Source organism: Buttiauxella agrestis, from assembly GCF_900446255.1.
GTDB classification, from domain to species: domain Bacteria; phylum Pseudomonadota; class Gammaproteobacteria; order Enterobacterales; family Enterobacteriaceae; genus Buttiauxella; species Buttiauxella agrestis.
This window is the reverse complement of record NZ_UIGI01000001.1, coordinates 4,023,597-4,048,402: the sequence shown is the minus strand read 5'-3', so window position 1 is coordinate 4,048,402 and position 24,806 is coordinate 4,023,597. Positions and strand designations below refer to the sequence as shown.

At 52.5% G+C, this 24,806-nt stretch carries 19 protein-coding genes and 1 pseudogene; 9 read left to right on the top strand and 11 right to left on the bottom strand.

All coding sequences use genetic code 11. The features are described 5' to 3' along the window. Positions 1 to 16: 16 nt before the first annotated feature. The 6 genes and pseudogenes from folK to thpR all read right to left on the bottom strand — a co-directional run bounded on the left by folK (position 17) and on the right by thpR (position 4,801). Complete coding sequence (gene folK, locus DY231_RS19090) at positions 17 to 496, bottom strand: 2-amino-4-hydroxy-6-hydroxymethyldihydropteridine diphosphokinase (RefSeq protein ID WP_115630783.1); 480 nt, start codon at positions 494 to 496, stop codon at positions 17 to 19. Further along, positions 493 to 1,890, bottom strand: coding sequence for a polynucleotide adenylyltransferase PcnB (pcnB, locus tag DY231_RS19085; RefSeq protein WP_218568350.1), 1,398 nt, complete (start codon positions 1,888 to 1,890; stop codon positions 493 to 495). Before pcnB ends, folK begins: the two co-directional genes overlap by 4 nt. Positions 1,891 to 1,946: 56 nt before the next feature. Then, positions 1,947 to 2,842: pseudogene (gene gluQRS, locus DY231_RS19080) on the bottom strand (tRNA glutamyl-Q(34) synthetase GluQRS). Positions 2,843 to 2,912: 70 nt separating this feature from the next. Next, positions 2,913 to 3,368 (bottom strand): RNA polymerase-binding protein DksA, encoded by a 456-nt coding sequence (dksA, locus tag DY231_RS19075; protein WP_034493443.1) that lies wholly within the window; start codon positions 3,366 to 3,368, stop codon positions 2,913 to 2,915. Between the two features lie 188 nt (positions 3,369 to 3,556). Next, complete coding sequence (gene sfsA, locus DY231_RS19065; protein WP_115630779.1) at positions 3,557 to 4,261, bottom strand: DNA/RNA nuclease SfsA; 705 nt, start codon at positions 4,259 to 4,261, stop codon at positions 3,557 to 3,559. Next, a complete protein-coding gene (gene thpR, locus DY231_RS19060; RefSeq protein ID WP_115630777.1) occupies positions 4,262 to 4,801 on the bottom strand; it encodes an RNA 2',3'-cyclic phosphodiesterase in 540 nt (179 codons plus the stop codon). Between the two features lie 74 nt (positions 4,802 to 4,875). Between thpR and hrpB the strand changes: the two genes are divergently transcribed. The 6 genes from hrpB to fhuB all read left to right on the top strand — a co-directional run bounded on the left by hrpB (position 4,876) and on the right by fhuB (position 16,117). Then, complete coding sequence (hrpB, locus tag DY231_RS19055) at positions 4,876 to 7,308, top strand: ATP-dependent helicase HrpB (RefSeq protein ID WP_115630775.1); 2,433 nt, start codon at positions 4,876 to 4,878, stop codon at positions 7,306 to 7,308. Positions 7,309 to 7,386: 78 nt separating this feature from the next. Beyond that, the gene (gene mrcB / locus DY231_RS19050) at positions 7,387 to 9,945 is read left to right on the top strand and encodes a bifunctional glycosyl transferase/transpeptidase (protein ID WP_115631897.1); all 2,559 of its coding nucleotides are present in this window, start codon (positions 7,387 to 7,389) and stop codon (positions 9,943 to 9,945) included. A 211-nt stretch (positions 9,946 to 10,156) separates the two neighbouring features. Beyond that, positions 10,157 to 12,391: a ferrichrome porin FhuA gene (gene fhuA / locus DY231_RS19045; protein WP_115630773.1), complete on the top strand. Its 2,235-nt coding sequence runs from the start codon at positions 10,157 to 10,159 to the stop codon at positions 12,389 to 12,391. Next, on the top strand, positions 12,337 to 13,236 hold the full coding sequence (gene fhuC / locus DY231_RS19040) for a Fe3+-hydroxamate ABC transporter ATP-binding protein FhuC (protein WP_370511337.1): 900 nt from the start codon (positions 12,337 to 12,339) through the stop codon (positions 13,234 to 13,236). The genes fhuA and fhuC overlap by 55 nt, the downstream gene beginning before the upstream one ends. A gap of 8 nt (positions 13,237 to 13,244) precedes the next feature. Then, the gene (gene fhuD, locus DY231_RS19035) at positions 13,245 to 14,135 is read left to right on the top strand and encodes a Fe(3+)-hydroxamate ABC transporter substrate-binding protein FhuD (protein WP_256682720.1); all 891 of its coding nucleotides are present in this window, start codon (positions 13,245 to 13,247) and stop codon (positions 14,133 to 14,135) included. Then, positions 14,132 to 16,117 carry a Fe(3+)-hydroxamate ABC transporter permease FhuB gene (gene fhuB / locus DY231_RS19030; protein ID WP_115630767.1) on the top strand — a complete coding sequence of 662 codons (1,986 nt, stop codon included), beginning with the start codon at positions 14,132 to 14,134 and terminating at the stop codon, positions 16,115 to 16,117. The genes fhuD and fhuB overlap by 4 nt, the downstream gene beginning before the upstream one ends. A gap of 26 nt (positions 16,118 to 16,143) precedes the next feature. Here fhuB and DY231_RS19025 read toward each other — a convergent pair whose 3' ends face one another. After that, positions 16,144 to 17,070, bottom strand: a complete 927-nt coding sequence (locus DY231_RS19025) for a DUF7916 family protein (protein ID WP_115630765.1) — start codon at positions 17,068 to 17,070, stop codon at positions 16,144 to 16,146. A gap of 260 nt (positions 17,071 to 17,330) precedes the next feature. On the opposite strand from DY231_RS19025, the gene DY231_RS19020 reads away from it, so the two are divergent. Beyond that, the gene (locus DY231_RS19020; RefSeq protein ID WP_115630763.1) at positions 17,331 to 19,160 is read left to right on the top strand and encodes a glycosyltransferase family 28 protein; all 1,830 of its coding nucleotides are present in this window, start codon (positions 17,331 to 17,333) and stop codon (positions 19,158 to 19,160) included. Between the two features lie 76 nt (positions 19,161 to 19,236). Here the strand turns inward: DY231_RS19020 and hemL are convergent, their stop codons facing one another. Further along, entirely contained in the window at positions 19,237 to 20,517 is a 1,281-nt protein-coding gene (gene hemL / locus DY231_RS19015) for a glutamate-1-semialdehyde 2,1-aminomutase (protein WP_115630761.1), read from the bottom strand. Between the two features lie 138 nt (positions 20,518 to 20,655). On the opposite strand from hemL, the gene clcA reads away from it, so the two are divergent. Both clcA and erpA read left to right on the top strand, forming a co-directional pair. After that, a complete protein-coding gene (gene clcA, locus DY231_RS19010) occupies positions 20,656 to 22,077 on the top strand; it encodes a H(+)/Cl(-) exchange transporter ClcA (protein WP_034493469.1) in 1,422 nt (473 codons plus the stop codon). An 81-nt stretch (positions 22,078 to 22,158) separates the two neighbouring features. Beyond that, positions 22,159 to 22,506 carry an iron-sulfur cluster insertion protein ErpA gene (erpA, locus tag DY231_RS19005; RefSeq protein ID WP_034493470.1) on the top strand — a complete coding sequence of 116 codons (348 nt, stop codon included), beginning with the start codon at positions 22,159 to 22,161 and terminating at the stop codon, positions 22,504 to 22,506. 56 nt (positions 22,507 to 22,562) lie between these two features. On the opposite strand, the gene DY231_RS19000 is transcribed toward erpA, so the two are convergent. Genes DY231_RS19000 through mtnN form a run of 3 tightly spaced genes read right to left on the bottom strand, consistent with a single transcriptional unit; the run spans position 22,563 to position 24,714 of the window. Continuing rightward, the gene (locus DY231_RS19000) at positions 22,563 to 23,183 is read right to left on the bottom strand and encodes a TRIC cation channel family protein (protein WP_034493472.1); all 621 of its coding nucleotides are present in this window, start codon (positions 23,181 to 23,183) and stop codon (positions 22,563 to 22,565) included. A 21-nt stretch (positions 23,184 to 23,204) separates the two neighbouring features. Beyond that, positions 23,205 to 24,023 carry a vitamin B12 ABC transporter substrate-binding protein BtuF gene (gene btuF, locus DY231_RS18995; RefSeq protein WP_115630759.1) on the bottom strand — a complete coding sequence of 273 codons (819 nt, stop codon included), beginning with the start codon at positions 24,021 to 24,023 and terminating at the stop codon, positions 23,205 to 23,207. Further along, the gene (gene mtnN, locus DY231_RS18990; RefSeq protein ID WP_115630757.1) at positions 24,016 to 24,714 is read right to left on the bottom strand and encodes a 5'-methylthioadenosine/S-adenosylhomocysteine nucleosidase; all 699 of its coding nucleotides are present in this window, start codon (positions 24,712 to 24,714) and stop codon (positions 24,016 to 24,018) included. The genes btuF and mtnN overlap by 8 nt, the downstream gene beginning before the upstream one ends. Positions 24,715 to 24,806: the final 92 nt, after the last annotated feature.

Genomic DNA, 24,806 nt, shown 5'->3' with positions numbered 1-24,806 from the left:
ATGAACACGTCCCTGGTTACCACAAACTAATCCCATCCTGGGAGAGGTGTTTTAAAACGTCAGCCACGCGTTGTCCACCAGGGAACGCGCATTCAGGCGCAATTTCCAGCAGCGGAACCAGCATAAATGCGCGGTTTTTCATATCGTAATGCGGCACGGTAAGCGTAGGTGTGGCGATAGTCAGATTACCGAACAGCATAATATCGAGATCGAGCGTACGCGGCCCCCAACGTTCTGCTTTGCGCACACGACCATGCTCTAACTCAATACGTTGAGTATGAGCCAGTAAGTCTTCCGCAGACAGTTCAGTTTCTAGTGCGACGGCAGCATTTAAGTAATCAGGTTGGTCTTGCGGGCCGAGTGGCGGGGTGCGGTAGAAAGAGGAAATAGCAACCACCCGGCTTTGCGGAATGGTTGCAATGGCGTCAAGCGCGTGAGTCACTTGCTCAAGCGGTGACGCCTGGTTGCTGCCAAGGGCGATAAACGCCAGTGTCATGCACTTCCTCCGCTACGCGGTGCACGTTTACGCGGCCGGCGATGGCGACGGCGAGCCGCTGGTTCATCCCCTAACACATCAAGCATATCTTTTTGCGCAGGGGGCGCTGCGACCTGGAATTCACCCCACCATTTGGTCAGGCGTTGGAGTTCGCTGTTGTTTTCCACTTCGGCACGCAGTGCCAGCAAATCGTACGCCGCACGGAACTTAGGATGCTCCATCAGTTTCCATGCGCGTTTGCCCTGGCGGCGCGACAGGCGAAGCTGCAAGCCCCAGATATCACGCACCAGTGTGGTAATGCGTTTAGGAATAGCCAGCGCACGGCAGGCTTCATCCAGCACTTCATTCATTGCCAGTGCGAATGCGTCCATATAAGCAAGGCCGCTTTCCTGAGTCAGCTTCTGAGCCATCTCAAGCTGCGGATACCAGAAGATTGCGGAGAACAAGAAGGCCGGATTAACGCGCATATCGTTATGAATACGGTTATCGGTGTTCTTCAGCACCTGAGCAATCATGAGCTCCATCGGGCTGTCACCTTGCTCGGTAAAGTAGCGGGTGATAGTCGGGAATAATGGTTGGAACAGGTGATATTCACGCAGTAATTCGTAGGTCGCGTAACCGTGGCCAGCTTGCAGAAGTTTCAGGGACTCTTCAAACAAGCGGGCAGGGGGCACGTCATTAATCAGGGTAGCTAAACGCGGAATCGGCTCGCCGGTTTCCGGGCTAATCGTCATATTCAGCTTGGCGGCGAAACGCACAGCACGCAGCATACGCACCGGGTCTTCGCGATAGCGGGTTTCAGGGTCGCCAATTAAGCGGATAACGCCGTTGCGTAAATCACGCAGGCCACCGACATAATCACGCACTGAGAAATCAGCCACGCTGTAATAGAGGCTATTGATGGTGAAATCACGGCGCTGGGCATCTTCTTCGATAGAACCAAAGATGTTGTCGCGCAGCAACATACCGTTCTGGCCGGTCTGGGAAGTCTGCTTATCAGACTTCTGCTCTTCGTGATGCCCACGGAAAGTGGCGACTTCAATGATTTCCGGCCCAAACATGACGTGAGCCAGACGGAAGCGGCGGCCAACCAGGCGGCAGTTGCGGAACAGTTTACGAACCTGATCCGGTGTTGCGCTGGTGGTGACGTCAAAGTCTTTCGGGCGTTTGCCAAGCAAAAGGTCACGAACACCGCCACCCACGAGGTAAGCCTCATAGCCTGCTTTGTTCAGACGATAGAGCACCTTGAGGGCATTTTCACTGATATCTTTGCGGGACAGAGCGTGCTGGTCACGCGGAATTACCGTGATTTGCGGGAGATCTTCATTCTCCTCGACCACGACGTCATCGCGGTTAAGCACCTTGCGGCAAAAATTAGCGACTCGGGTAAAAATAGTACACCTCGGCAGTGTCAATCATAGGGACAAAAAAAACAGCGGCTAATCATAGCTCAGTGTGTGGCATTTGAGAACGACGTATTCACGACGAGTCTGGCACAATGGCCTTCAGCGACCAGGTTTGTACCGCTTGAGTGAGCAACTCACTCAACGTCAAATCTTGCCAATGAGCGATTTCCGGCTGATTCAAAAATGTTAGCGCAGCATGGATTACGGGACGCGGATCGCCTTGTGGAAGGGCTGGCGCGTGGTTTTGCTTCGATAATTTTGCGCCATGTTCATTAAGCACCAAAGGCAAATGAACGTAATCTGGAACCTTCCAGCCAAATTGTTGATACAGCGAAATTTGTCGAACGGTTGGCTCAATTAAATCGGCACCGCGCACAATTTCGCTCACGCCCTGGAAATTATCATCTACCACTACAGCAAGATTATACGCGAATAACCCATCACGACGGTGAATGATAAAATCTTCACGCGCCAGGGGGGCGTCAGCAATTAACGTTCCGTATAGTTTATCTTCAAAACTTAATACCGGATGGCGCTGCACAAAACGCAGTGCCGCATTATCTGGCCCGTGATTTAGCGTGCGGCAATGGCCATCGTAAAACCCGCCGATTTGTTGAATTCGGCTGCGAGTACAGGTGCAGTAATAACTCAAACCTTGCTGTTGTAAAAACGAAAGGGCTTCACGATAAGCCTCATGGCGTTGTGATTGCCATAAAACCTCGCCATCCCAATGCAAACCGTAATGGTCTAATTGCTGCAATATGGTCGCGGCGGCGCCAGGAACTTCACGCGGCGGGTCGATATCTTCGATGCGCACCAGCCATTGGCCGTGTTTTGAGCGAGCTTGTAGATAACTGCCGAGTGCGGCAATTAACGAACCGAAATGGAGTTCACCCGAAGGCGAGGGTGCAAAGCGCCCAATGTAGTGAGATGTGGTCATTTTTCAGGGAGCTAGAAATGAATAAGGCGGGAGAGACTCCCGCCTTTGAAAGTGATGAAATCGCGAGCTGTTAGCCAGCCATTTGTTTTTCGCGGATTTCTGCCAACGTTTTGCAATCAATGCACAAATCAGCTGTCGGGCGAGCTTCGAGGCGGCGGATGCCGATTTCAACGCCACAAGATTCGCAGTAGCCGAAATCTTCGTCTTCTACTTTCTTGAGAGTCTTCTCGATTTTCTTGATCAGTTTACGTTCCCTGTCACGGTTACGCAGTTCGAGGCTGAACTCTTCTTCCTGGGCTGCACGGTCTACCGGGTCCGGGAAGTTTGCTGCTTCGTCTTGCATATGCGTCACCGTGCGATCAACTTCATCCATAAGTTGGCTACGCCAGGCTTCAAGAATTAGCTTGAAGTGCGACAGCTGGGCTTCGTTCATATACTCTTCGCCCGCTTTCTCCTGATATGGCTCCACCCCAGCGATGGCGAGGATACTCAGGGACGATGTTTTACGCTTTTGCCCTTCTTGCATGTTGTTTCTCCTTAACACGCACTATCGGTCCCCTGTTCGGGGGAAAATCAGGCCGCTATAAATAGCAGATGCTTTTCAGGATGGCAATTATATAAATTCCTCTCTTGACAACCCTGTGAAGAAAAGCGTATTTACGCGAGCCGCCAGCACACAAAACAGACAAACGTTAACTGCTCTTTATTAAGAAATTATAAACAGACAGGCAACGGCGAAATTAGAGTAAGCCCTCGGGCAGAAAGTTCGGCCTTATAAGCAATTATTTCAACTCCGCACTGTTGCGCCTCGTATAACAGTTGCGCGTATTTTGCGTCGATGTGGCGTGCCGGGGACACTTGAGTAATAGCAGAATGCAATACTGCAAACAGCAATACTGCGTGTTCGCCCTGCAAAACCACGCTCATCAATTCCCGCAAATGCTTCTGGCCACGGAGGCTGACAGCGTCTGGGAAATAGCCACATCCTTGTTGTGATAACGTGACTGATTTCACTTCAATATAGCAGTTAACCTTGCAATCTGCTTGTAACATAAAATCAATGCGGCTGCGCTCAGCGCCGTATTTCACTTCGCTTTTGATGGTGGTGTAACCCGTTAATTCCGCGATGCTTTCTGTACTTAGCGCCTCCTTCACGACGGCGTTTGCGCGCAACGTATTCACACAAATAAACTCGTCGTTTTGCGTCTGTGTTATTTCCCAGGTGTGAGGATATTTGCGGGTCGGGCTATCAGACGTGGAATACCAAACAGTGTCGCCGGGCGTTGCACAGCCGGTCATTGCCCCTGTGTTTGGGCAATGTAACGTCAATTCTTCACCAGACGGAGTTACCACATCAGCCAGAAAACGTTTGTAGCGTTTGATCAGCGTGGCCTGCTGCAACGGCGGGGTAAATTCCATTCACTCTTCCTTATTACTTAGTGTCCAGCGTTGTAATTCCTGGTAACGAGTGCGGCCCTGTCTGAATACAGACTCATACAGGGCAAATTCATCGACCTTAAACTGCCAGCGAAAATTAGCGGGTGGGATGGTGACTGCTCGCGGCGTGTTGCGGTAGAGCGTGATATGCGGATGAAACGGCTGCGGGCTTTGGTAACAGCCATTACGCGCCGCCTGGGAACGTAACATATTCGCCAGTTGAATTAATCCTAAAGGTGCGTGACGCGGGCCAATCCACACAACGTTCGAGCGCAGCCATTGCCCGGCATCGTCTATCGCCAGGGTAAAACCTTTCTGTCGAATGCGCCCGGCGAGTTGGCTCAACGCTTTTTGTTTATCCGCACTGACATCACCCAAAAAGGCCAGCGTCAGATGCAAGTTTTCGGCGGCCACCGGGCGTCCGGTATCTTCAGGGAACTGTGTGGCGCGCCAGTGGATAATCTGTTGTTGCACCTCTTTGGGTAGCTCAAGGGCAAAAAACAGACGGCGAGTCTCAGCCATATTGGTTCTCTCAATAATGTCTTGTCGTAATGCTACAATAGCGAACTTCGCATCATACCCGTTTGGAGCCGTCTGTGTCGTCATTACCGGTTGCCGCAGTGCTACCCGATATTCTTAACGCCTTGCAAAACGCGCCGCAGGTTTTACTGAGCGCGCCAACGGGTGCCGGTAAATCAACCTGGTTGCCGTTGCAGATTTTACAGCAGGAAAACTTAGGTGGACGCATTTTACTGCTGGAACCTCGTCGCCTGGCGGCACGTAATGTTGCACAGCGTCTGGCAGAATTATTGGGTGAAAAGCCCGGTGAAACAGTCGGCTACCGGATGCGTGCCGAAACCTGTGTAGGGCCAAATACGCAGCTTGAAGTCGTGACCGAAGGTATTTTGACGCGCATGATTCAGCACGATCCTGAACTCACCGGGGTGGCGCTGGTTATCCTCGATGAATTCCACGAACGCAGTCTGCAAGCCGATCTGGCGCTGGCGCTGTTACTCGACGTGCAACAAGGGTTACGTGACGATCTTAAACTCCTGATTATGTCCGCAACGCTTGATAACTCACGCTTGCAGCAATGTTTACCTCAAGCGCCGGTTATCAGTTCTGAAGGACGGGCATTTCCGGTAGATCGTCGCTACAGCCCGCTTTCGACTCACCAACGTTTTGATGAAGCCGTCGCCATTGCGGTGGCGAATTTGCTGCGTGAAGAGTCAGGCTCGTTGTTGCTGTTTTTGCCCGGTGTGAGTGAAATTCAGCGTGTCGCGCAGCAACTGCAAGAGCGCGTCGCAAGCGATGTTCAGCTTTGTCCGTTATATGGTGCATTGCCTTTGGGCGAGCAGCGCAAAGCGATTTTGCCTGCGCAGAACGGCATGCGCAAAGTGGTACTGGCGACCAATATCGCCGAAACCAGTCTGACCATCGAAGGCATTCGTCTGGTCGTGGACTGCGCGCAAGAGCGCGTTGCCCGTTTTGATGTGCGCACCGGGTTAACGCGCCTTATCACTCAGCGTATTAGCCAGGCGTCGATGATTCAGCGTGCTGGGCGAGCAGGGCGTCTGGAGCCTGGGATTTGTTTACATCTTATCAGCGCCGAGCAGGCTGAGCGTGCGAGCGCTCAAAGCGAGCCGGAAATCCTGCAAAGTGACCTCTCCGGTTTGCTGCTCGATTTACTGCAATGGGGCTGCTCAGACCTGAATCAACTGACCTGGCTTGATACGCCGCCTGCCGCCAATATTGCGGCTGCGCGCACTTTATTACGCCAGCTCAACGCGCTTGATGAGCAAAACCGACTTACGTCTACAGGCCAGAAAATGGCGAGTCTCGGTAATGACCCGCGTTTCGCCGCCATGTTAGTCAATGCGAAAACGGCAGATGAACAGGCGACGGCTGCCCGCCTGACGGCGATTCTTGAAGAGCCACCGCGAGGCCAGGACAGCGATTTGCGGAACGTGTTTAGCCGTCGTCAGGAAAACTGGCAGCAGCGCAGCGGGCAATTATTAAAAAGGTTGAACAGCCGTGGCGGCGAAGCCGATTTTTCTCTTGCCGCACCGTTATTGGCGCAGGCCTTCCCCGACAGAATCGCTCGCCGTCGGGGCCTGGATGGCCGTTACCAGTTAGCCAACGGCATGGGGGCGATGCTCAACCAGGACGATCCGCTAACGCGTTATGAATGGCTGTTAGCGCCGCTATTGTTGCAGGGGAGCAATACGCCCGACGCCCGTATTTTGCAGGCCATTCCTCTGGACATCGACGCGCTTGCGGCGCAGTGTCCGGCGCTGCTAACCCAAAGCGACTCCGTGGAATGGGATGAAACGCAAGGCACGCTGAAAGCGTTTCGTCGCATGCAAATCGGTAAACTGGTGCTGAAAGTTCAGCCACTGGCAAAACCATCCGAAGACGAGCTGCATCAGGCGATGCTTAACGGCATTCGTGATAAGGGTCTGGCCGTTTTGAACTGGTCGCCTCAGGCGCAACAGTTCAGAACACGTCTGGCCTGTGCGGCAAAATGGCTGCCCGAACTGCAATGGCCTGAAGTTTCAGACAACGCCTTGCTGGGAGAGCTAGATCGCTGGTTATTACCTGAACTGCATGGTGTACACTCGCTGCGGGCATTAAAAAACATTGATGTCACACGTGCGTTACAGAACTTGCTCGACTGGAACGCGCGCGTACGTCTGGATAGTGCGCTGCCAACTCATTACACTGTGCCGACCGGAAGCCAGATAGCGATTCGCTATGACGATGAAAACCCGCCTGTTCTTGCGGTTCGTATGCAAGAAATGTTTGGCGAGGCACAAACACCGGTGATTGCCGATGGTCGTGTGCCGCTGGTTCTGGAACTGCTCTCCCCGGCGCAGCGCCCTTTGCAGATAACGCGTGATTTAACCGCATTCTGGAACGGTGCATACCGGGAAGTGCAAAAAGAGATGAAAGGACGTTATCCAAAGCACGTCTGGCCGGATTCGCCAGCAGATGCGCTGCCAACGCGGCGCACTAAAAAGTACCAATAACTTTGAGAGATTTCCTCTTTTGCGTTTAGCGAAAGAAAGGAAAATCAGGCCGTGCGCCTTATTTTGGTGGAGAAAGCAATGGCGGGGAATGACCGCGAACCTATTGGACGTAAAGGCAAACCTTCACGTCCCGCAAAAGAGAAAGTCAGCCGTCGTCGAGTCCGGGAAGAGGAATACGACGCGGATTATGACGATGATTACGATGACGAGGAACCGATGCCGCCACGTAAAGGAAAAGGCAGCGGCAATGGCCGTCCGCCACGTAAAAAGCGCCGCTGGTTGTGGTTCTTAGTAAAACTGTTTGTGGTCTTCGTGGTGCTGTTTGTGATTTACGGCGTCTACCTTGACCAGAAGATTCGCACGCGCATTGATGGCAAAGTCTGGCAGCTCCCGGCGGCAGTTTATGGCCGTATGGTGAACCTTGAGCCGGATATGCCGTACAGCAAAAAAGAGATGGTCAACCTACTGGAAGCGACTCAGTACCGTCAGGTAACTAAAATGACGCGTCCTGGTGAGTTTACGGTGCAGGGCAATAGCATCGAGATGATCCGTCGTCCGTTCGATTTCCCTGACAGTAAAGAAGGGCAGATCCGCGCACGTCTGGTGTTTGATGGCGACCATCTGGACTCTATCCAGAATATGGACAACAACCGTAGCTTCGGTTTCTTCCGTCTGGATCCGCGCCTGATCACTATGTTGTCTTCGCCGAATGGCGAGCAGCGTCTGTTTGTGCCGCGCACCGGTTTCCCGGAACTGTTGGTTGATACCCTGATTGCCACTGAAGACCGTCATTTCTATGAGCACGATGGCATCAGCTTCTACTCTATCGGTCGTGCGGTGCTGGCTAACCTCACTGCCGGTCGTACCGTGCAGGGCGCGAGTACGCTGACGCAGCAGTTGGTTAAGAACCTGTTCTTGTCGAGCGAACGCTCTTACTGGCGTAAAGCGAACGAAGCGTACATGGCGTTGATCATGGATGCGCGTTACGGCAAAGATCGCATTCTTGAGCTGTACCTGAACGAAGTGTATCTCGGCCAGAGCGGCGATAACGAAATTCGCGGCTTCCCACTGGCGAGCCTGTACTATTTCGGTCGCCCGGTTGAAGAACTGAGCCTCGACCAGCAAGCATTGCTGGTGGGTATGGTGAAAGGAGCGTCGATTTACAACCCGTGGCGTAACCCGAAACTGGCGCTGGAGCGACGTAACCTTGTGTTGCGCCTGCTGCAAGAGCAGAAGGTGATCGACCAGGAATTGTACGACATGCTGAGTGCTCGCCCGCTGGGTGTGCAACCGCGTGGTGGTGTGATTTCGCCACAGCCTGCGTTTATGCAGATGGTGCGTAACGAACTCCAGACAAAACTTGGCGATAAAGTTAAAGACCTGTCTGGCGTGAAGATCTTTACTACGTTTGACTCCGTTTCCCAGGATGCGGCAGAAAAAGCGGTGAGCGAAGGGGTTCCGGTACTGCGTGCCTCCCGTAAGCTCAAAGATCTCGAAGCGGCCATGGTGATTGTTGACCGTTCGACCGGCGAAGTTCGTGCCATGGTCGGCGGGGCAGAAACGCAATTTGCAGGCTTTAACCGTGCGATGCAGGCGCGTCGATCCATTGGTTCTCTGGCAAAACCTGCGACTTATCTGACGGCTCTAAGCCAGCCGGATGCGTACCGCCTGAATACCTGGATTGCCGATGCACCAATCGCGCTGAAACAGCCAAACGGACAAGTGTGGTCGCCGCAAAACGATGACCGTCGCTACAGCGAGAGCGGCAAGGTCATGCTCGTGGACGCGCTGACGCGTTCGATGAACGTGCCAACCGTCAACCTGGGTATGGCGCTGGGCTTGCCAGCCGTAACCGACACCTGGGTCAAACTCGGCGTGCCGCAGAACCAGTTGCACCCGGTTCCGGCTATGTTGCTGGGGGCGCTGAACCTGACGCCAATCGAAGTGGCTCAGGCGTTCCAGACCATTGCCAGCGGCGGTAATCGAGCAACGCTGTCGGCGTTACGTTCGGTAATTGCTGAAGACGGTACCGTGTTGTATCAAAGCTTCCCGCAGGCCGAACAAGCTGTTCCACCTCAGGCGGCGTATATGACGCTGTTTACCATGCAGCAGGTTATGGCTCGCGGTACAGGGCGTGCGTTGGGTGGCAAATATCCGAACCTGCATCTGGCAGGTAAAACGGGGACGACCAACGATAACGTCGATACCTGGTTTGCCGGTATTGATGGCAAAGAAGTGGCGATTACCTGGGTTGGGCGTGATAACAACCAGCCGACCAAGCTGTACGGTGCAAGCGGTGCGATGTCGTTGTATCAGCGCTACCTTGCTAACCAGACGCCAATTCCGTTGGTGCTCAATCCACCGGAAGATATCGTCGATATGAGTGTGGATAGCGCGGGTTACTTCCAGTGCGGCGGTGGTGGCGATCGTACGTTGCCAGTGTGGACGACGAATCCAGACGGTTTGTGTCAGCAAAGCCAGCAGGCTGAGCAAAACAACAATCCGTTTAGCCAGTCGCAGGGGCAGCCTCAACAACAACAACAGCAGCCGCAGCAACAACAGCAACAACCACAGCAACAGCCAGAAAAAAGTGATGGCGTTGCTGGGTGGATTAAGGACATGTTCGGCGGTAACTAATCCTCGCTGTATTCTGAAAAAGCCTCCGTTTGTAACGGGGGCTTTTCTTTTTTGTTAAGTCCATGCAATTACTCTGGTTAATTATTATTCCCTCGCACTCGTTAGGGGTGTGATCTGCTTGCTATGCACTTTCCGTTTCGTCTATTATTCTGCGGGCATAATAATAATTATCGTTTACGTTATCATTCGTCACTTCATCAGAGAAACCATAATGGCGCGTTTAAGAACTGGACAACCAGTCAACACCTCTCTCCGTAAACTTGCATTTTTTGTTGCGGCCACCGTGAGCGGTGTGAGTGCATCAAGTTTTGCAGCAGACAACACAACAACTAAAGAAGACACCATCACCGTTTCCGCAAACGCTGCGGCTGATGAAAGCGCGTGGGGCCCGTCCCCAACTATCGCGGCTAAACGCAGCGCGACCGCGACTAAAACAGACACCCCAATCGAAAAGACACCGCAGTCTATTTCGGTTGTCACCAACGAAGAGATGCAGATGCATCAGTTCCAGTCGGTGAAAGAAGCTCTGGGTTACACCCCCGGCGTGACAGTAAGCAGCCGTGGCGCTTCGAACACCTATGATTTTGTTATCATTCGTGGCTTTTCCTCTGTTGGCCTGAACCAGAACAACTATCTGGATGGCCTGAAAATGCAGGGCGATTTCTATAACGATGCTGTCATCGACCCTTATATGCTGGAACGTGTAGAACTGATGCGCGGCCCGACTTCCGTGTTGTACGGAAAAAGCAGCCCGGGCGGTATCGTTTCTATGGTCAGCAAGCGCCCGACCACAGAACCGCTTCATGAAGTTCAGTTTAAAATGGGCACAGACAGCCTGTTCCAGACTGGTTTTGATTTCAGCGACGCGCTGGACGACGATGGCGTGTATTCCTACCGCCTGACCGGTGTTGCGCGTTCAGGTAACGAACAGCAGCAGGGTGCAGAATCGCAGCGTTATGCCATCGCGCCTTCTTTCTCATGGCGTCCGGATGACAAGACTAATTTCACCTTCTTGTCCTATTTCCAGAATGAGCCAGAAACCGGTTATTACGGCTGGTTGCCAAAAGAAGGGACGGTTGAACCACTGCCAGGCGGCGGTCACCTGCCAACCGATTTCAATGAAGGTGCCACGAACAACAGCTATTCCCGTAACCAGAAAATGGTCGGTTACAGCTTCGAACACGGCTTTAACGACACCTTTACCGTGCGTCAGAACCTGCGTTTCGCTGAGATGAAAGTGGATCAGCAAAGCGCATACGGCACCGGGCTGTGTAACAACAGCATGAATGCCTTCAACGTTTACTGTCAGGCATTGTCACCAGAGCAGCAGTCACACTATTTGGGCCGCGGCACAGTTGTTGATAAAGAACGTCTGCAAAACTTTAGCGTCGATACCCAACTGCAAAGCAACTTCGCGACTGGCGCAGTTGAACACACCCTGTTAACCGGTGTGGATTACTCGCGTATGCGCAACGATATCAGCGCCTTGTTTGGTAATGCTCCTCCGCTGGATTTGAATAATCTGCCGCCAATGGAACCGGTTGATTTCGGCGAAGCTGTGCCTTATCAGATGAACGAAAGCGAGCAAACTGGCCTTTACGTTCAGGATCAGGCTGAGTGGGACAAATGGGTGCTTACGCTGGGCGGTCGTTACGACTGGTCTAAGCAAGCGACCACGGTGCGCAGCGACAACGGTTACATCGAGCGTAACGACAAACAATTTACCTGGCGTGGCGGTGTGAACTACCTGTTTGATAACGGTATTTCACCATACATCAGCTACAGCCAGTCTTTCGAGCCTAACGCCTTTAGCCTGTACAGCACGCCACGTGTCGCTTATGAACCTTCCAAAGGTGAGCAATACGAAGCGGGCGTGAAGTATGTGCCGAAAGATATGCCGGTGGTGATTACCGGTGCGGTTTATCAGCTGACCAAGTCTGATACGCTGATGGCTGACCCAACAAATGCTTTGAACCAGGTTCCAGCGGGTGAAGTTCGTGCGCGTGGTGTGGAACTGGAAGCGAAAGCCGCTCTCAATGCCAACATCAACGTCACCGCGTCATATACCTATACCGATGCGGAGTACACCAAGGACACCAACTTGCAAGGCAACACCCCTGCGCAAGTGCCAGAACACATGGCTTCGCTGTGGGGTGATTACACCTTCAACGATGGCGTGCTGAGTGGTCTGACTCTGGGTACGGGCGGTCGCTTCATTGGTTCAAGCTACGGCGACCCGGCTAACACCTTTAAAGTCGGCAGCGCAGCGGTGCTGGACGCAGTGGTCAAATATGACCTCGGTCGTTTCGGTCTGAATGGTTCAAGCATCGCGGTAAACGTGAACAACCTGCTTGACCGTGAATACGTTGCCAGCTGCTTTGAAACCTATGGTTGCTTCTGGGGCGCAGAGCGCCAGGTTGTTGCGACTGCAACATTCCGCTTCTAAGTGTATTCGGGCACGGTTCGCCGTGCCCATCAACAAAGATGGCTCCCATGCAGGACAAACACCTTCAACCCGATACCACGTTTAGCCTCACTGACGTTACTTTCCGTGTACCCGGTCGCACGCTCCTCCATCCGCTGTCTATCACCTTTCCTGTAGGAAAAGTGACGGGTTTGATTGGGCATAACGGATCGGGGAAATCGACGCTGCTGAAAATGCTTGGCCGCCATCAGAAATCTTCTGCCGGGGAAATCAATCTTAACGACCAACCGCTGGATAGCTGGAGCAGCAAAGAATTTGCGCGCAAAGTCGCTTATTTACCGCAGCAACTTCCGGCAGCAGAGGGCATGACCGTGCGCGAGCTGGTGGCGATTGGTCGCTATCCGTGGCACGGCGCGCTGGGCCGTTTTGGCGTGGCGGACAGGGAACTGGTTGAAGAGGCGATTACGCTGGTTGGCCTGAAGCCTTTTGCCCATCGTCTGGTTGATAGCCTTTCCGGTGGCGAACGCCAGCGGGCATGGATTGCGATGTTAGTCGCACAAGACAGCCGCTGCCTGCTGTTGGATGAACCAACGTCGGCGCTGGATATTGCCCATCAGGTTGACGTCCTCGCGCTTATCCATCGCCTGAGCCAGGAACGCGGCCTGACGGTGATTGCCGTACTGCACGACATCAATATGGCCGCCCGCTATTGCGATAACCTGGTGGCGCTGCGTGGCGGTGAAATGATTGCTCAGGGAACCCCTGCCCAATTAATGCAAAGCGAAACGCTGGAGAAGATTTACGGTATTCCGATGGGCATTCTGCCACATCCTGCGGGTGCGGCTCCCGTGAGCTTTGTTTACTAATGAGTGAATTGATTAATCCTTCAATGAGCCGTCGCCAGCTACTGGTGGCACTCGCGCTCTCGCCGTTGCTGCTCAAAATGGGCAATTCTCACGCGGCCTCAATTGACCCTCATCGCATTGTCGCGCTGGAATGGTTGCCCGTTGAACTGATGCTGGCGCTGGGCGTAAAACCCTATGCGATGGCCGATATCGCCAATTATCAAGCCTGGGTCGGCGAGCCAAAATTGCCTGATGGCATTATCGACGTTGGGCTGCGAACTGAACCTAATCTCGAGCTTCTCACCCAGCTAAAACCGTCGCTGATTCTCTATTCCGCAGGCTACGGCCCGGCACCTGAAAAAATGGCGCGCATCGCACCCGGTCTAGGTTTTAGTTTTAACGATGGCTCAGGCAAACCGCTGACTGTCGCTCGCAAGTCTCTGACAGAACTGGGCGAAAAACTGGGGATGCAGCAGGCAGCAAAAGATCACCTACTGAAATTTGACCAGTTTATCGAGCAGATGAAGCCCCGCTTTGCCGGGCGGGGTGATAAACCCGTTTTATTGATGACATTATTAGATTCCCGCCATGCGCTGATCATCGGCAAAAACAGCCTGTTCCAACAGGTGATGGATTTGCTCGGAGTGAAAAACGCCTGGTCTGGTGAAACTAACTTCTGGGGCAGCGCGGTGGTTGGCCTGGAGCGTTTAGCCGAAGTGAAAGACGCCGACGTCATCTGTTTTGATCATAACAACGATGCTGAAATGGCCCGCGTGACCGCTACTCCGTTGTGGAATGCGATGCCTTTCGTGCGCCAGAATCGTTTCCAGCGAGTCCCTCCGGTCTGGCTTTATGGCGCAACGCTGTCCGCCATGAGCTTCACGAATACGCTGGCGAAAGCCATAGGGAGCCAGGCGTGAAACATCGTCATGCTGTGTTCCCGGCGATCTTGTTATCGCTGCTGTTTGTGATTGCCTGCGCGCTGACGCTGCACAATCTCAAGGCCCAACTTCCATCAGCCCTGTGGGCATCCGCCTGGTGGCAGCCAAATATCGATGACATCAATCAGATGTTATTCCACTACAGCTTGTTGCCTCGCCTGGCCATTTCCTTATTGGTCGGGGCAGGGTTAGGGCTGGTGGGCGTGCTATTCCAACAAGTGCTGCGAAACCCCCTTGCGGAACCCACCACGCTTGGCGTGGCGAGTGGAGCGCAGCTCGGCGTGACCGTCGCGACGCTGTGGGCGCTGCCCGGTGGATTCGCGACGCAACAATTTGCGGCCTTAGTGGGCGCGGGCGTCGTCGGTTTACTGGTATTCGGTGTCGCCTGGGGTAAACGTTTATCCCCTGTGACGCTCATCCTCGCGGGTTTGGTACTGAGCCTGTATTGCGGCGCGGTGAATCAATTACTCGCGATTTTCCACCACGACCAGTTGCAGAACATGTTCCTGTGGAGCACCGGTTCGTTGAACCAGCAGGACTGGGATATCGTGAATGGCCTGTGGCCGCGCCTGGTGGGTGGTTTGTTACTGACGCTTCTGTTGCTGCGCCCGCTCACATTGATGGGGCTTGACGATGGCGTGGCGCGTAATCTTGGCCTGGCGCTTTCCATGGTGCGTCTCGCGACGCTGGTGTTAGCGATTGCCATTAGCGCATTGCTGGTCAATGCGGTGGGGATTATCGGTTTTATCGGCCTGTTCGCGCCGCTTCTGGCGAAAATGCTGGGGGCGCGTCGCCTGGTGGCTCGGCTATTCCTCGCGCCGCTTATCGGGGCATTAATTCTCTGGCTGTCGGATCAATCCGTTATCTGGCTCACCGGCGCATGGCGTGAAATTTCTACCGGCACCGTGACGGCTTTGATTGGTGCGCCGTTGCTGCTCTGGCTGCTGCCGCGTCTGCGAACGGTGGGTACGCCTGCCATGAACCAGGGCGATAACGTTCCGGTTGAGCGTCAGCATCTGCTCTGGTGGGTGTTGATGGGCATCGGCGTGTTAGCGTTGGTTATCGTCACCGCATTGACGATGGGGCGCGACGTACAGGGCTGGAACTGGGTGAGTGGTTCGTTATTCCACGACCTATTGCAGTGGCGCTGGCCGCGTGTGATGGCAGCCCTCACAGCGGGCATGATGTTGGCCGTCGCCGGGAGCGTGATTCAGCGTTTAACCGGTAACGCGATGGCAAGCCCGGAAGTGCTGGGCATCAGTTCTGGTGCGGCATTTGGTGTGGTGGTGATGCTGTTTATTGTGCCTGGAAATGCCTTCGGCTGGTTATTCCCGGCGGGCAGTCTGGGGGCTGCGGTGACGCTACTGGTGATTATGGTCACTGCCAGCCGTGGCGGTTTTTCCCCACAGCGCATGTTGCTGGCCGGAATGGCGCTGAGTACCGCGTTTACCATGTTGCTGATGCTGTTGATGGCAAGCGGCGATCCGCGTATGGCGGGAATACTCACCTGGATTTCCGGTTCAACGTACAACGTGACCGGTGATCAGGCTGTCAGAACGCTGATCCTGATGGTTATCTTATTCGCGCTGACACCGCTTTGCCGCCGCTGGTTGATGATTCTGCCATTAGGTGGCGCGACCGCACGGGCAATTGGTATGGCGCTGACGCCATCGCGTTTTGCTTTGCTTTTGCTGGCCGCAACATTAACTGCTGCCGCAACCATGACCGTTGGCCCGTTGAGTTTTGTCGGCTTAATGGCTCCGCATATCGCTCGGATGTTAGGTTTCCGGCGTGCAATGCCGCAGCTGATTATGTCGGCGTTATTCGGTGGGATGCTGATGGTCGCGGCGGACTGGTGCGGGAGAATGATTTTGTTCCCGGATCAGGTTCCAGCCGGGCTATTGGCGACGTTTATCGGTGCGCCGTATTTTGTTTATTTGCTGCGTAAGCAGAGCCGTTGATAGGCTCTATAACGGCTCTGTCAGTATCAGCGATTGACGGACCTTGCGATACGAGTGTAAGTATGGCGAACACCACGGATAGCGATGCTGTAAGTGCGAATATTTTCGGGTATTGCTATCCCGGTGTAGCCGGTATCACCGATGTGGTGTAAGTCGGTTCCGGCCATTTTGCTCATTAGGGCAATTTGACGTACGGTTTCAGCGTCCGCACCTTCTTGCGAGGTGCCAATTGCGGTCATGGTCATCGCGCCCATTTGATGTGCCAGATCGATCAGCGTTTGCGCATACTCGAGCGTTATCCCTGGCACTGTTCCGGGGGCGGGTAACAAAATGATATCGGCACCTTTTCGGATGAATGTTTCTACATCATCCGGTGTTATCAGTTTTTGCGAGCCAGACGGTAAGATCCCCGCAGAGTGCATTTTTCCTGCGATCAGCACCATCTTTTCACCTAATTCAGCACGTATTTCCTGCAAACTTTCAGCGATCGCTTCATTGCTGATGCCGTTGCCTGGGTTTCCTGTCAGTACAATAAACCCGACGCCCATTTCATGGAGTCGGCGTGCATTAGCCGCGGTAGCAAATCGCCCCTGACGCATCTTCCAAAGTTCTTCGTGTTTAGCGCAAAAGCTCTTATCGACTGCTTCCAGATTAACGCCAATAACACGACCGGTTAGATGCTGTAATTTGCGGATGACATCCTCGGGTGGTATATCGGCAGGCATTCCTGCAATTTTGGGATTTTCAACATCAAACAGGTTGAGCAGTAAAAGATCTGCGCCCTGGCTGGCAGCCAGTTCAGCATTAGTGACCGAGGTGAGTAATGGTGTGACGGTGACAATAGTTTCACTCACCAGAATACGGCCTTCGCAGGCTCTGAGAGAAAAGAGCAAATCGGCGCGGGAAAGATCCATTAAGTCTGAGGCATTACAATCCAGATATCTTTTATACATTTTAACTTCCTTCCAAAAAGTGAGTTTTGATGCGACAGATTCATATAATGAAGAGTTTATTTTAGTTGCAAAATATCATTACCAGAAATGAGACTGACATCACTACTCTTTAGCATTTGTAGCTAACATATAGGCGTTACAGCCACCTGGAATAGACCGTGAAGTTAAATATATTCTATCAATGAATTAAGTTGAGTATATCATTTTCACCAATGATATTGGGTGGTGTTTATATTAAATAATATGTTGTAAGGGGATTCATGATTAGTGAAACTGTAAGGAAGTTTATAAGAAATCCTTCCGCTAAATTAATTGTTGTTAGCTATTCTCCAACAGGGGGCGGGCATACTGCACGTTTACTCAATATTATTTCGATGGCGCTGGAGAAAAAATCTATTCCTGAAGATAGCATCGTTATGTTTCATGTCCCCTGTCCGTGGGAAGGCACGCCGCGATCCCCTTTGGTCGTAAATCTTGCAAAGACACTTGTCAATCGCCAAATTAATGTCTTGATAGCTGAGTCAGATAAATCTATCTATGGATATCTGAATAAGGATACGGGGGGGTCGGATGATGCCAGCATTCTCCAGCATATCGCGCGTTTTCCTTTGCGCAGTGTCACGTCAAAATCCGCCAGACAGAATGATAGTCAGAAAATAATCACAGAGCTTTCGCAATGTACTTTGTTCCAAACGCATAAAGATTGTAATGAATTACCCATCATTTCAGCCAAGAATCTGATGAATAGCATGACGGCTAATTTTGGGCGTGAAATTATGGCAGAACGTTGCTATGTACTGACGGATATGGATCCCTATTTGCAGAAAGCGGCCCAGTCTGCGGGAGTCCCCGGGAAACGATGTCTGGATCAACAAAACCATGCAATTTTACTTAATCTTAATGATAGCCAACTCAATTTACTGCCGAAATATGCTTTGTTATCAAAAGTATTAGGGGGATACGGAGAGATAATTTCGCATATTGATTTAGGTGGACGTAATACCCTGGTAAGTATTAGTAATGTTACTGAACGCCTTGGTATCTTCAGTGGAACCCCGAAATATATTGCCAGGGTAAAAGTTGCCGATTTATTATTGTCACATTCACTTTCTAAAGAACAAATTAAAGAAAAATTAACTAATGTTAATCGTCCCTTTTCAGGCGTGATGGCGGGTTCTTTAGTACAGCGCGGCGGTGATGCCCAAAATATTGTTTATGTTTATGCACATAAGAAAACAAATATAATAGCACGCTGTGTTAATGAGCGAATGCGTGCTAATGATCCCGTTTTCCAGCGAATACTGTTCTTATTTTGTGGGCCGGGGGCTGCGGGTGATTTTAATGCCATGCATCTGGCTTATATTGCTGATGCTGATGGTATTACTACTTCTGGGGCGGGGACTATTGGCGAATTTGCCTATTTACGGAAGCAGGCAGGATGTGGTTCACGCTTGCTGGTCTTGCCAATTGAAGGTCACAACGAGCAAGAGAAGAATGCCGATGTGATTTCTGAAGATAACGTTATCAAATCTTTTGTAGTGCGTACACTTGCAACCGAGCAACTTTCTGATTCGCTTCAGCGCTTTGTTGCCAATCGGCCTAAAACGCATGAAGCACCGTGCACCATGAATGAATTCATTACCGCAATCAGCGATCCAAACAGCTATGTACAGCAAGCTTATGAGTTGTTGTTCAGCAATAACACGGCCATCAACTTCAGAAATATTGAGCAAGTTGAGCAGGTTATGAATCGAAGCCCATTATTGAAAGCCACTCGTAAATATTTGAAGCTCGTGTTCCAGGCGCTTGATGCGACCGAGAAAGAAGCGAACGGCAGTATTCAGGTTATGTTACAGCAAGGTATGCCGCGGACTTTTAGTCATGTGAAAGAACTGAATAGCACGCTGCTAAACTCTATGCGTCTGGCACAAATTATCGGGTTGAAGGAGACAGAAGATGCAGATCGATTGCCTTTACTCAAAGAGGTCAGGACGCACTTTTCAGCGCTGGCGGGGGGAGGTAAACCTTCAGTCAGTCAATCGGCAAAACTCAAGGAAGAATTTGGTGAGTTTATGGTAACGGGGTTCTGATATTGCAGTATTGAAACAACGGGCTAACCACTTTCGTAGGGCGATTGCTCGCCCTACGGATCTATTTTGCTCAGCGTTACAGCTTCGCAAACACCCGACGCGCGGCGTCAATTGTCTTCTGAATATCTTCTTTCGAATGCGCAACTGACATGAAGCCTGCTTCAAATGCAGATGGCGCCAGGTAAACGCCTTCTTCCAGCATCAAATGGAAGAACTTCTTAAAGCGCTCAACGTCACACGCCATCACATCCTGATAGCTCGTCACAGACACAGCATCGGTGAAGAACAAGCCGAACATACCGCCGACGTTATTGACGACCAAAGGAATGTTTTCTTCTTTCGCGGCCTTCAACAGCCCACGCGCCAGCATTTCAGTCAACTCAGTCAACGTCTGGTGAATGCCAGGTTGAGAGACTTCTGTCAGGCACGCGTAACCTGCGGCCATCGCGATTGGATTACCAGAAAGCGTGCCCGCCTGATAAACCGGGCCGGTTGGTGCCAGAGCGTCCATGATTTCACGGCGGCCACCGAATGCACCGACGGGCATACCGCCACCGATGATTTTACCCAGGCACGTTAAGTCAGGCTCCACGTCGTAGTAAGACTGCGCGCCCGCCAGGGCAACACGGAATCCAGTCATCACTTCGTCGATGATAAACAGGGCGCCAAACTCATCACACAGGGCGCGTAAGCCCGGCAGGAAATCGGCGTTTGGTGGAATGCAGTTCATGTTGCCCGCGACCGGTTCAACGATGATACAGGCGATATCCTGCGGATACTGCTCGAATGCTGCACGCACGCTGGCGAGATCGTTATAGGTGCAGGTGAGGGTGTGTTTGGCGAAATCAGCTGGAACGCCCGGTGAATTTGGCTGGCCGAGGGTGAGTGCACCAGAACCCGCTTTTACCAGCAGGCAGTCAGCGTGGCCGTGGTAGCAGCCTTCAAATTTGATGATTTTATCGCGCCCGGTGAAACCGCGAGCCAGGCGAATCGCGCTCATGGTGGCTTCAGTACCGGAGTTCACCATGCGAACCATATCCATGGTTGGAACCAGTTCAGTCACCAGTTCCGCCATTTTCACTTCCATCTCGGTTGGCGCGCCGAAGCTCAGGCCGCGTTCTACCGCTTCAATCACCGCATTACGGATAGCCGGATGGTTATGACCCAGAACCATTGGCCCCCATGAACCGACGTAATCGATATAGGCTTTGCCGTCAGCATCAAACAGGTAAGCCCCGTCAGCGCGTTCGATAAACAGCGGTACACCGCCGACTCCGGTAAAGGCACGAACCGGTGAGTTCACCCCGCCAGGGATGACTTTGCGGGCGGCAGCGTACAGGTTTTCAGACTTACTCATGAATCGGCTCCTGATTCGTGGAAATAGTGGCAACACGCTATTCTAAGGGAAACTCTCGAAGTTATGAAAGTTTTGCCCAAACGCGTCGAGAGAGTAGAATGCCCCCTCGATTTGTATTACCAATAAATGATTAGCCTAATGAATCACTCCCACCCCTCTTTCGAAGCACAGCAAGTTGTGCGCTTACGCAGGGGCGACATGGTGCGTCGCCTTATGAGACAGGACAAAACGCCTGTCGCTATTCTTTTCATGGCCGCGATAGTAGGGACGTTAGCCGGTTTAGTGGGGGTCGCTTTTGAAAAATCAGTGACCTGGGTACAACAGAATCGCCTGGCGATGCTGGCGCATGTGGCAGATTACAGCCTGATTGTCTGGCCGCTGGCATTCATCAGTTCAATGCTTTTGGCGATGCTTGGCTATTATCTGGTGCGCCGTTATGCACCTGAAGCGGGCGGCTCGGGTATCCCTGAAATTGAAGGTGCGCTCGAGGAGTTACGCCCGGTGCGCTGGTGGCGCGTTATCCCAGTGAAATTCATCGGCGGTATGGGAACGCTGGGCGCGGGCATGGTGCTGGGTCGCGAAGGGCCAACGGTGCAGTTGGGCGGGAATATCGGCCGCATGGTGCTGGATATTTTCCGGCTGCGCGGTGCCGAAGCGCGTCATTCACTGTTGGCGACGGGTGCCGCAGCGGGTTTATCGGCCGCGTTTAACGCACCGCTGGCGGGAATTTTGTTCATCATCGAAGAGATGCGTCCGCAGTTCCGTTACAACCTGATTTCGATAAAAGCCGTGTTTATCGGCGTGATTATGTCGAGCGTGGTGTTCCGTATTTTCAACGGTGAAAGTGCCGTCATTGAAGTCGGGAAACTGGCTAGTGCGCCGGTGAACACATTATGGCTATATCTGGTGTTGGGAATGGTCTTTGGCATCGTTGGCGTGTTCTTTAACGCAATGGTGTTCCGTACTCAGGATATGTTCCAGCGCTTCCACGGCGGCAATCTAAAAAAATGGGTGATTATCGGCGGCCTGTTAGGTGGAATTTGTGGCGTTTTAGGGCTGATTCAACCGGCTGCTGCTGGCGGTGGTTTCAACCTGATACCTATCGCGGCGGCGGGTAACTACACTATTGGCATGCTGCTATTTATTTTTATTGCCCGCGTGATTACTACTTTGTTGTGTTTCGCATCCGGTGCACCGGGCGGGATTTTCGCCCCCATGTTGGCATTGGGGACGTTGCTGGGAACGGCTTTCGGAGCCGCCAGTGTCGCCTGGTTCCCGGCGTATCACCTTGAAGTTGGGACATTTGCGATTGCCGGAATGGGCGCATTGTTTGCGGCATCGGTACGTGCGCCGCTGACAGGAATTGTGCTGGTTCTGGAAATGACCGACAATTATCAGCTCATTCTGCCAATGATTATTACCTGCCTTGGCGCGACACTATTGGCACAATTTCTCGGTGGGAAACCGCTATACTCCTCGATTCTTGAGCGCACGCTGGCAAAACAAGAAGCCGAACAGCGGGCGAAAGAGCAGCAAACCCCAGCCGGGGAGAATACTTGAACGATTTACTCGGGTATTAGATAATGGCCCTAAAGATCGGGTTAAACTTTACCCGACTTCTTATTTCGTTGGGAGCAAATGATGAGTGATGACGTAGCAGTGCTGCCGTTGCAGTTTACCGAAGCAGCAGCCAATAAAGTAAAACACCTGATCGCGGATGAAGAGAACCCGAATCTGAAACTGCGCGTTTACATCACCGGTGGTGGTTGCAGCGGCTTCCAGTATGGTTTTACCTTTGACGATCAGATTAACGACGGCGATATGACTATCGAGAAGCAAGGTGTTGCTTTGGTTGTTGACCCGATGAGCCTGCAGTATCTGGTTGGCGGCGCGGTGGATTACACCGAAGGTCTGGAAGGTTCGCGCTTTGTGGTGACTAACCCGAATGCGAAAAGCACCTGTGGGTGTGGTTCTTCCTTTAGCGTTTAATAACATCGTTCTTTGTAGGCCGGATAAGCGAAAGCGTTATCCGGCTTTTTTATTTTCTATTGTCTGTCATCGAGCGCAAATGTTGGCAGTTTAAGATGCCAGCGAATCGCGGCCAGACGAATAGCCAGCGTGACGACCATGCCAATCATACTCGCTTGTTCAAGCGGCACGTGGAAGGTGTAATACGCGGTGGCGTGGACAATACCGCCGGCAATGCAGGCCGTGGCGTAGATTTCCGTACGCAGGATCATTGGGATTTCACGCGCTAAAACATCACGAATAATCCCGCCGCCAACACCGGTCAGCACGCCCATGCAGATGGCAATCAGCGGGCTGGCACCGGCCAGAAATGCCTTGTTCACCCCAATCCCGACAAACACTGCAAGACCGACGGCATCCAGCACGGGCAAAATCCATTTCGGCAGACGGCGCGGCTGGCGCACCAGCACAATGGTCAACAGACAAGTGACCATCGCCACCACTAAGTCAGTGGGATCTTTAACCCAAAATACCGGGCCATTATCCAGCGCCATATCGCGAATGGTTCCGCCGCCCACGGCAGTCACCACGCCCAGCACCAGCACGCCGAACGGGTCCATTCGAAGTTTTCCTGCCAGCAGCACGCCGGATATTGCAAAGACGGCTGTGCCAATGATGTCCAGCCAATAGACGAGCATGGGAGATGACCCTCAGTAAGTTTATTTTTCTGCCAGCTCCTCACAGAGCTGTTTTGCGGCGAGGATAATACGTGGGCTTGAGCGACTAAACCAGTCATCATTCACTGCAATAACCGGAATTTTTAGCTGGGTATTCCAAAATTGTTCAACGGGCGGAATTTGGGTGTCATCGCCGGTGATAATAATAGCCTGGGGACGGCGACTGAGCACCTGTTCACGGCTGACTTGCGGCCAGGGAACGCGGCTATCCGCGAAGATATTTTGCCCGCCACACACTTCCAGAATTTCGTTCTGAATCGAACCGCGTCCTGAGGTAAACAGCGGTTGCTGGCCGAATTGCAAAAACACTTTTTTCGGCGCGCGATGAGCGTATTTCGCTTTCAAATCTGCAAATTCTTTCGCCAGTTGATCGGCTGCGTTTTGGGCGGTTTGCGGAGTTGGGCTGTACTGGCTCAGTTGACGCAGGGCGGCAACCACACCTTCAACTGTCGTCGGGTCAAGCCAGACGACTTTTATCCCCAGTGCCTGCATCTGATTGACTTGTCGTTCTGCATTTCCACCACGCCATGCCAGCACTACATCGGGTTTAAGCGCCACGATGCGCTCGAGATTCATTCCCTGCCAGTTTGAGACTTGCTCAAGTTTTTTAGCGGCGTCTGGATAGTTCGACCATGCACTGACGGCGACTGGCGTGATCCCTGCGGCGAATGCCAGTTCGGTATTGCTCGGCGACAGTGAAATCACCCGCGGCGCGGCAATGAGCAGCGCCGGGATGCAAAACAGTAGCGCGGTGAACCCGCGCCAGAGTTTCTTATTAACTAAAAGCTTCTTGTTAACCACGGGCCAGTTTCTGCACCAGGTTTTCAACCATCAGCGTGGACTGTTTCGCCGCAACCGCCAGGAACTCTTCAAAGCTCAAGTGAGATTGTTGGTCAGCCACATCAGAAATAGCGCGAACCACCACAAACGGCGTGCCGAAGTTATGGCAAACATGTGCAACCGCAGTTGCTTCCATTTCTACAGCAACAGCTTGTGGGAAGTTATGGCGGATTTTTGCCAATGCTACAGAACCGTTAATGAACGCATCACCACTGACAACCAGGCCGCGTACTGCATTCAGGTTCAGCTCGGCAATGCACTCTTCAGCAGCAGCAATCAGTTTTGCATCAGCAGCAAAGCCTGCCGGGCAGCCTGGCAGTTGGCCGAATTCATAACCAAAAGCGGTGACGTCCGCATCGTGATAACGCACTTCATCAGAAACCACGATATCGCCCACTGTCAGCGTCGGCGCGAGGCCGCCTGCGGAACCGGTGTTGATAATAAAATCAGGCTTGCAGTGTTCCAGCAAAAGCGTTGCGCCCATTGCCGCAGCCACTTTACCGATGCCAGATTTCAACAGCGCCACTTCAACGCCATTGAGCGTGCCGGTGTAAATTTCACTCCCGGCCAGGGTCAGAGTTTGACGGTTTTCAATTTTGTCACGCAGCAGCGTAACTTCTTCTTCCATTGCACCAATAATGCCTGCTTTCATAGTGATACTCGCTAAAGTGTTAAATCAGATGCATAGTCTATCATGGCAGGCATTAAGGATTAATCCGCTCTTAATCTGGGCGAAGGAGAAGG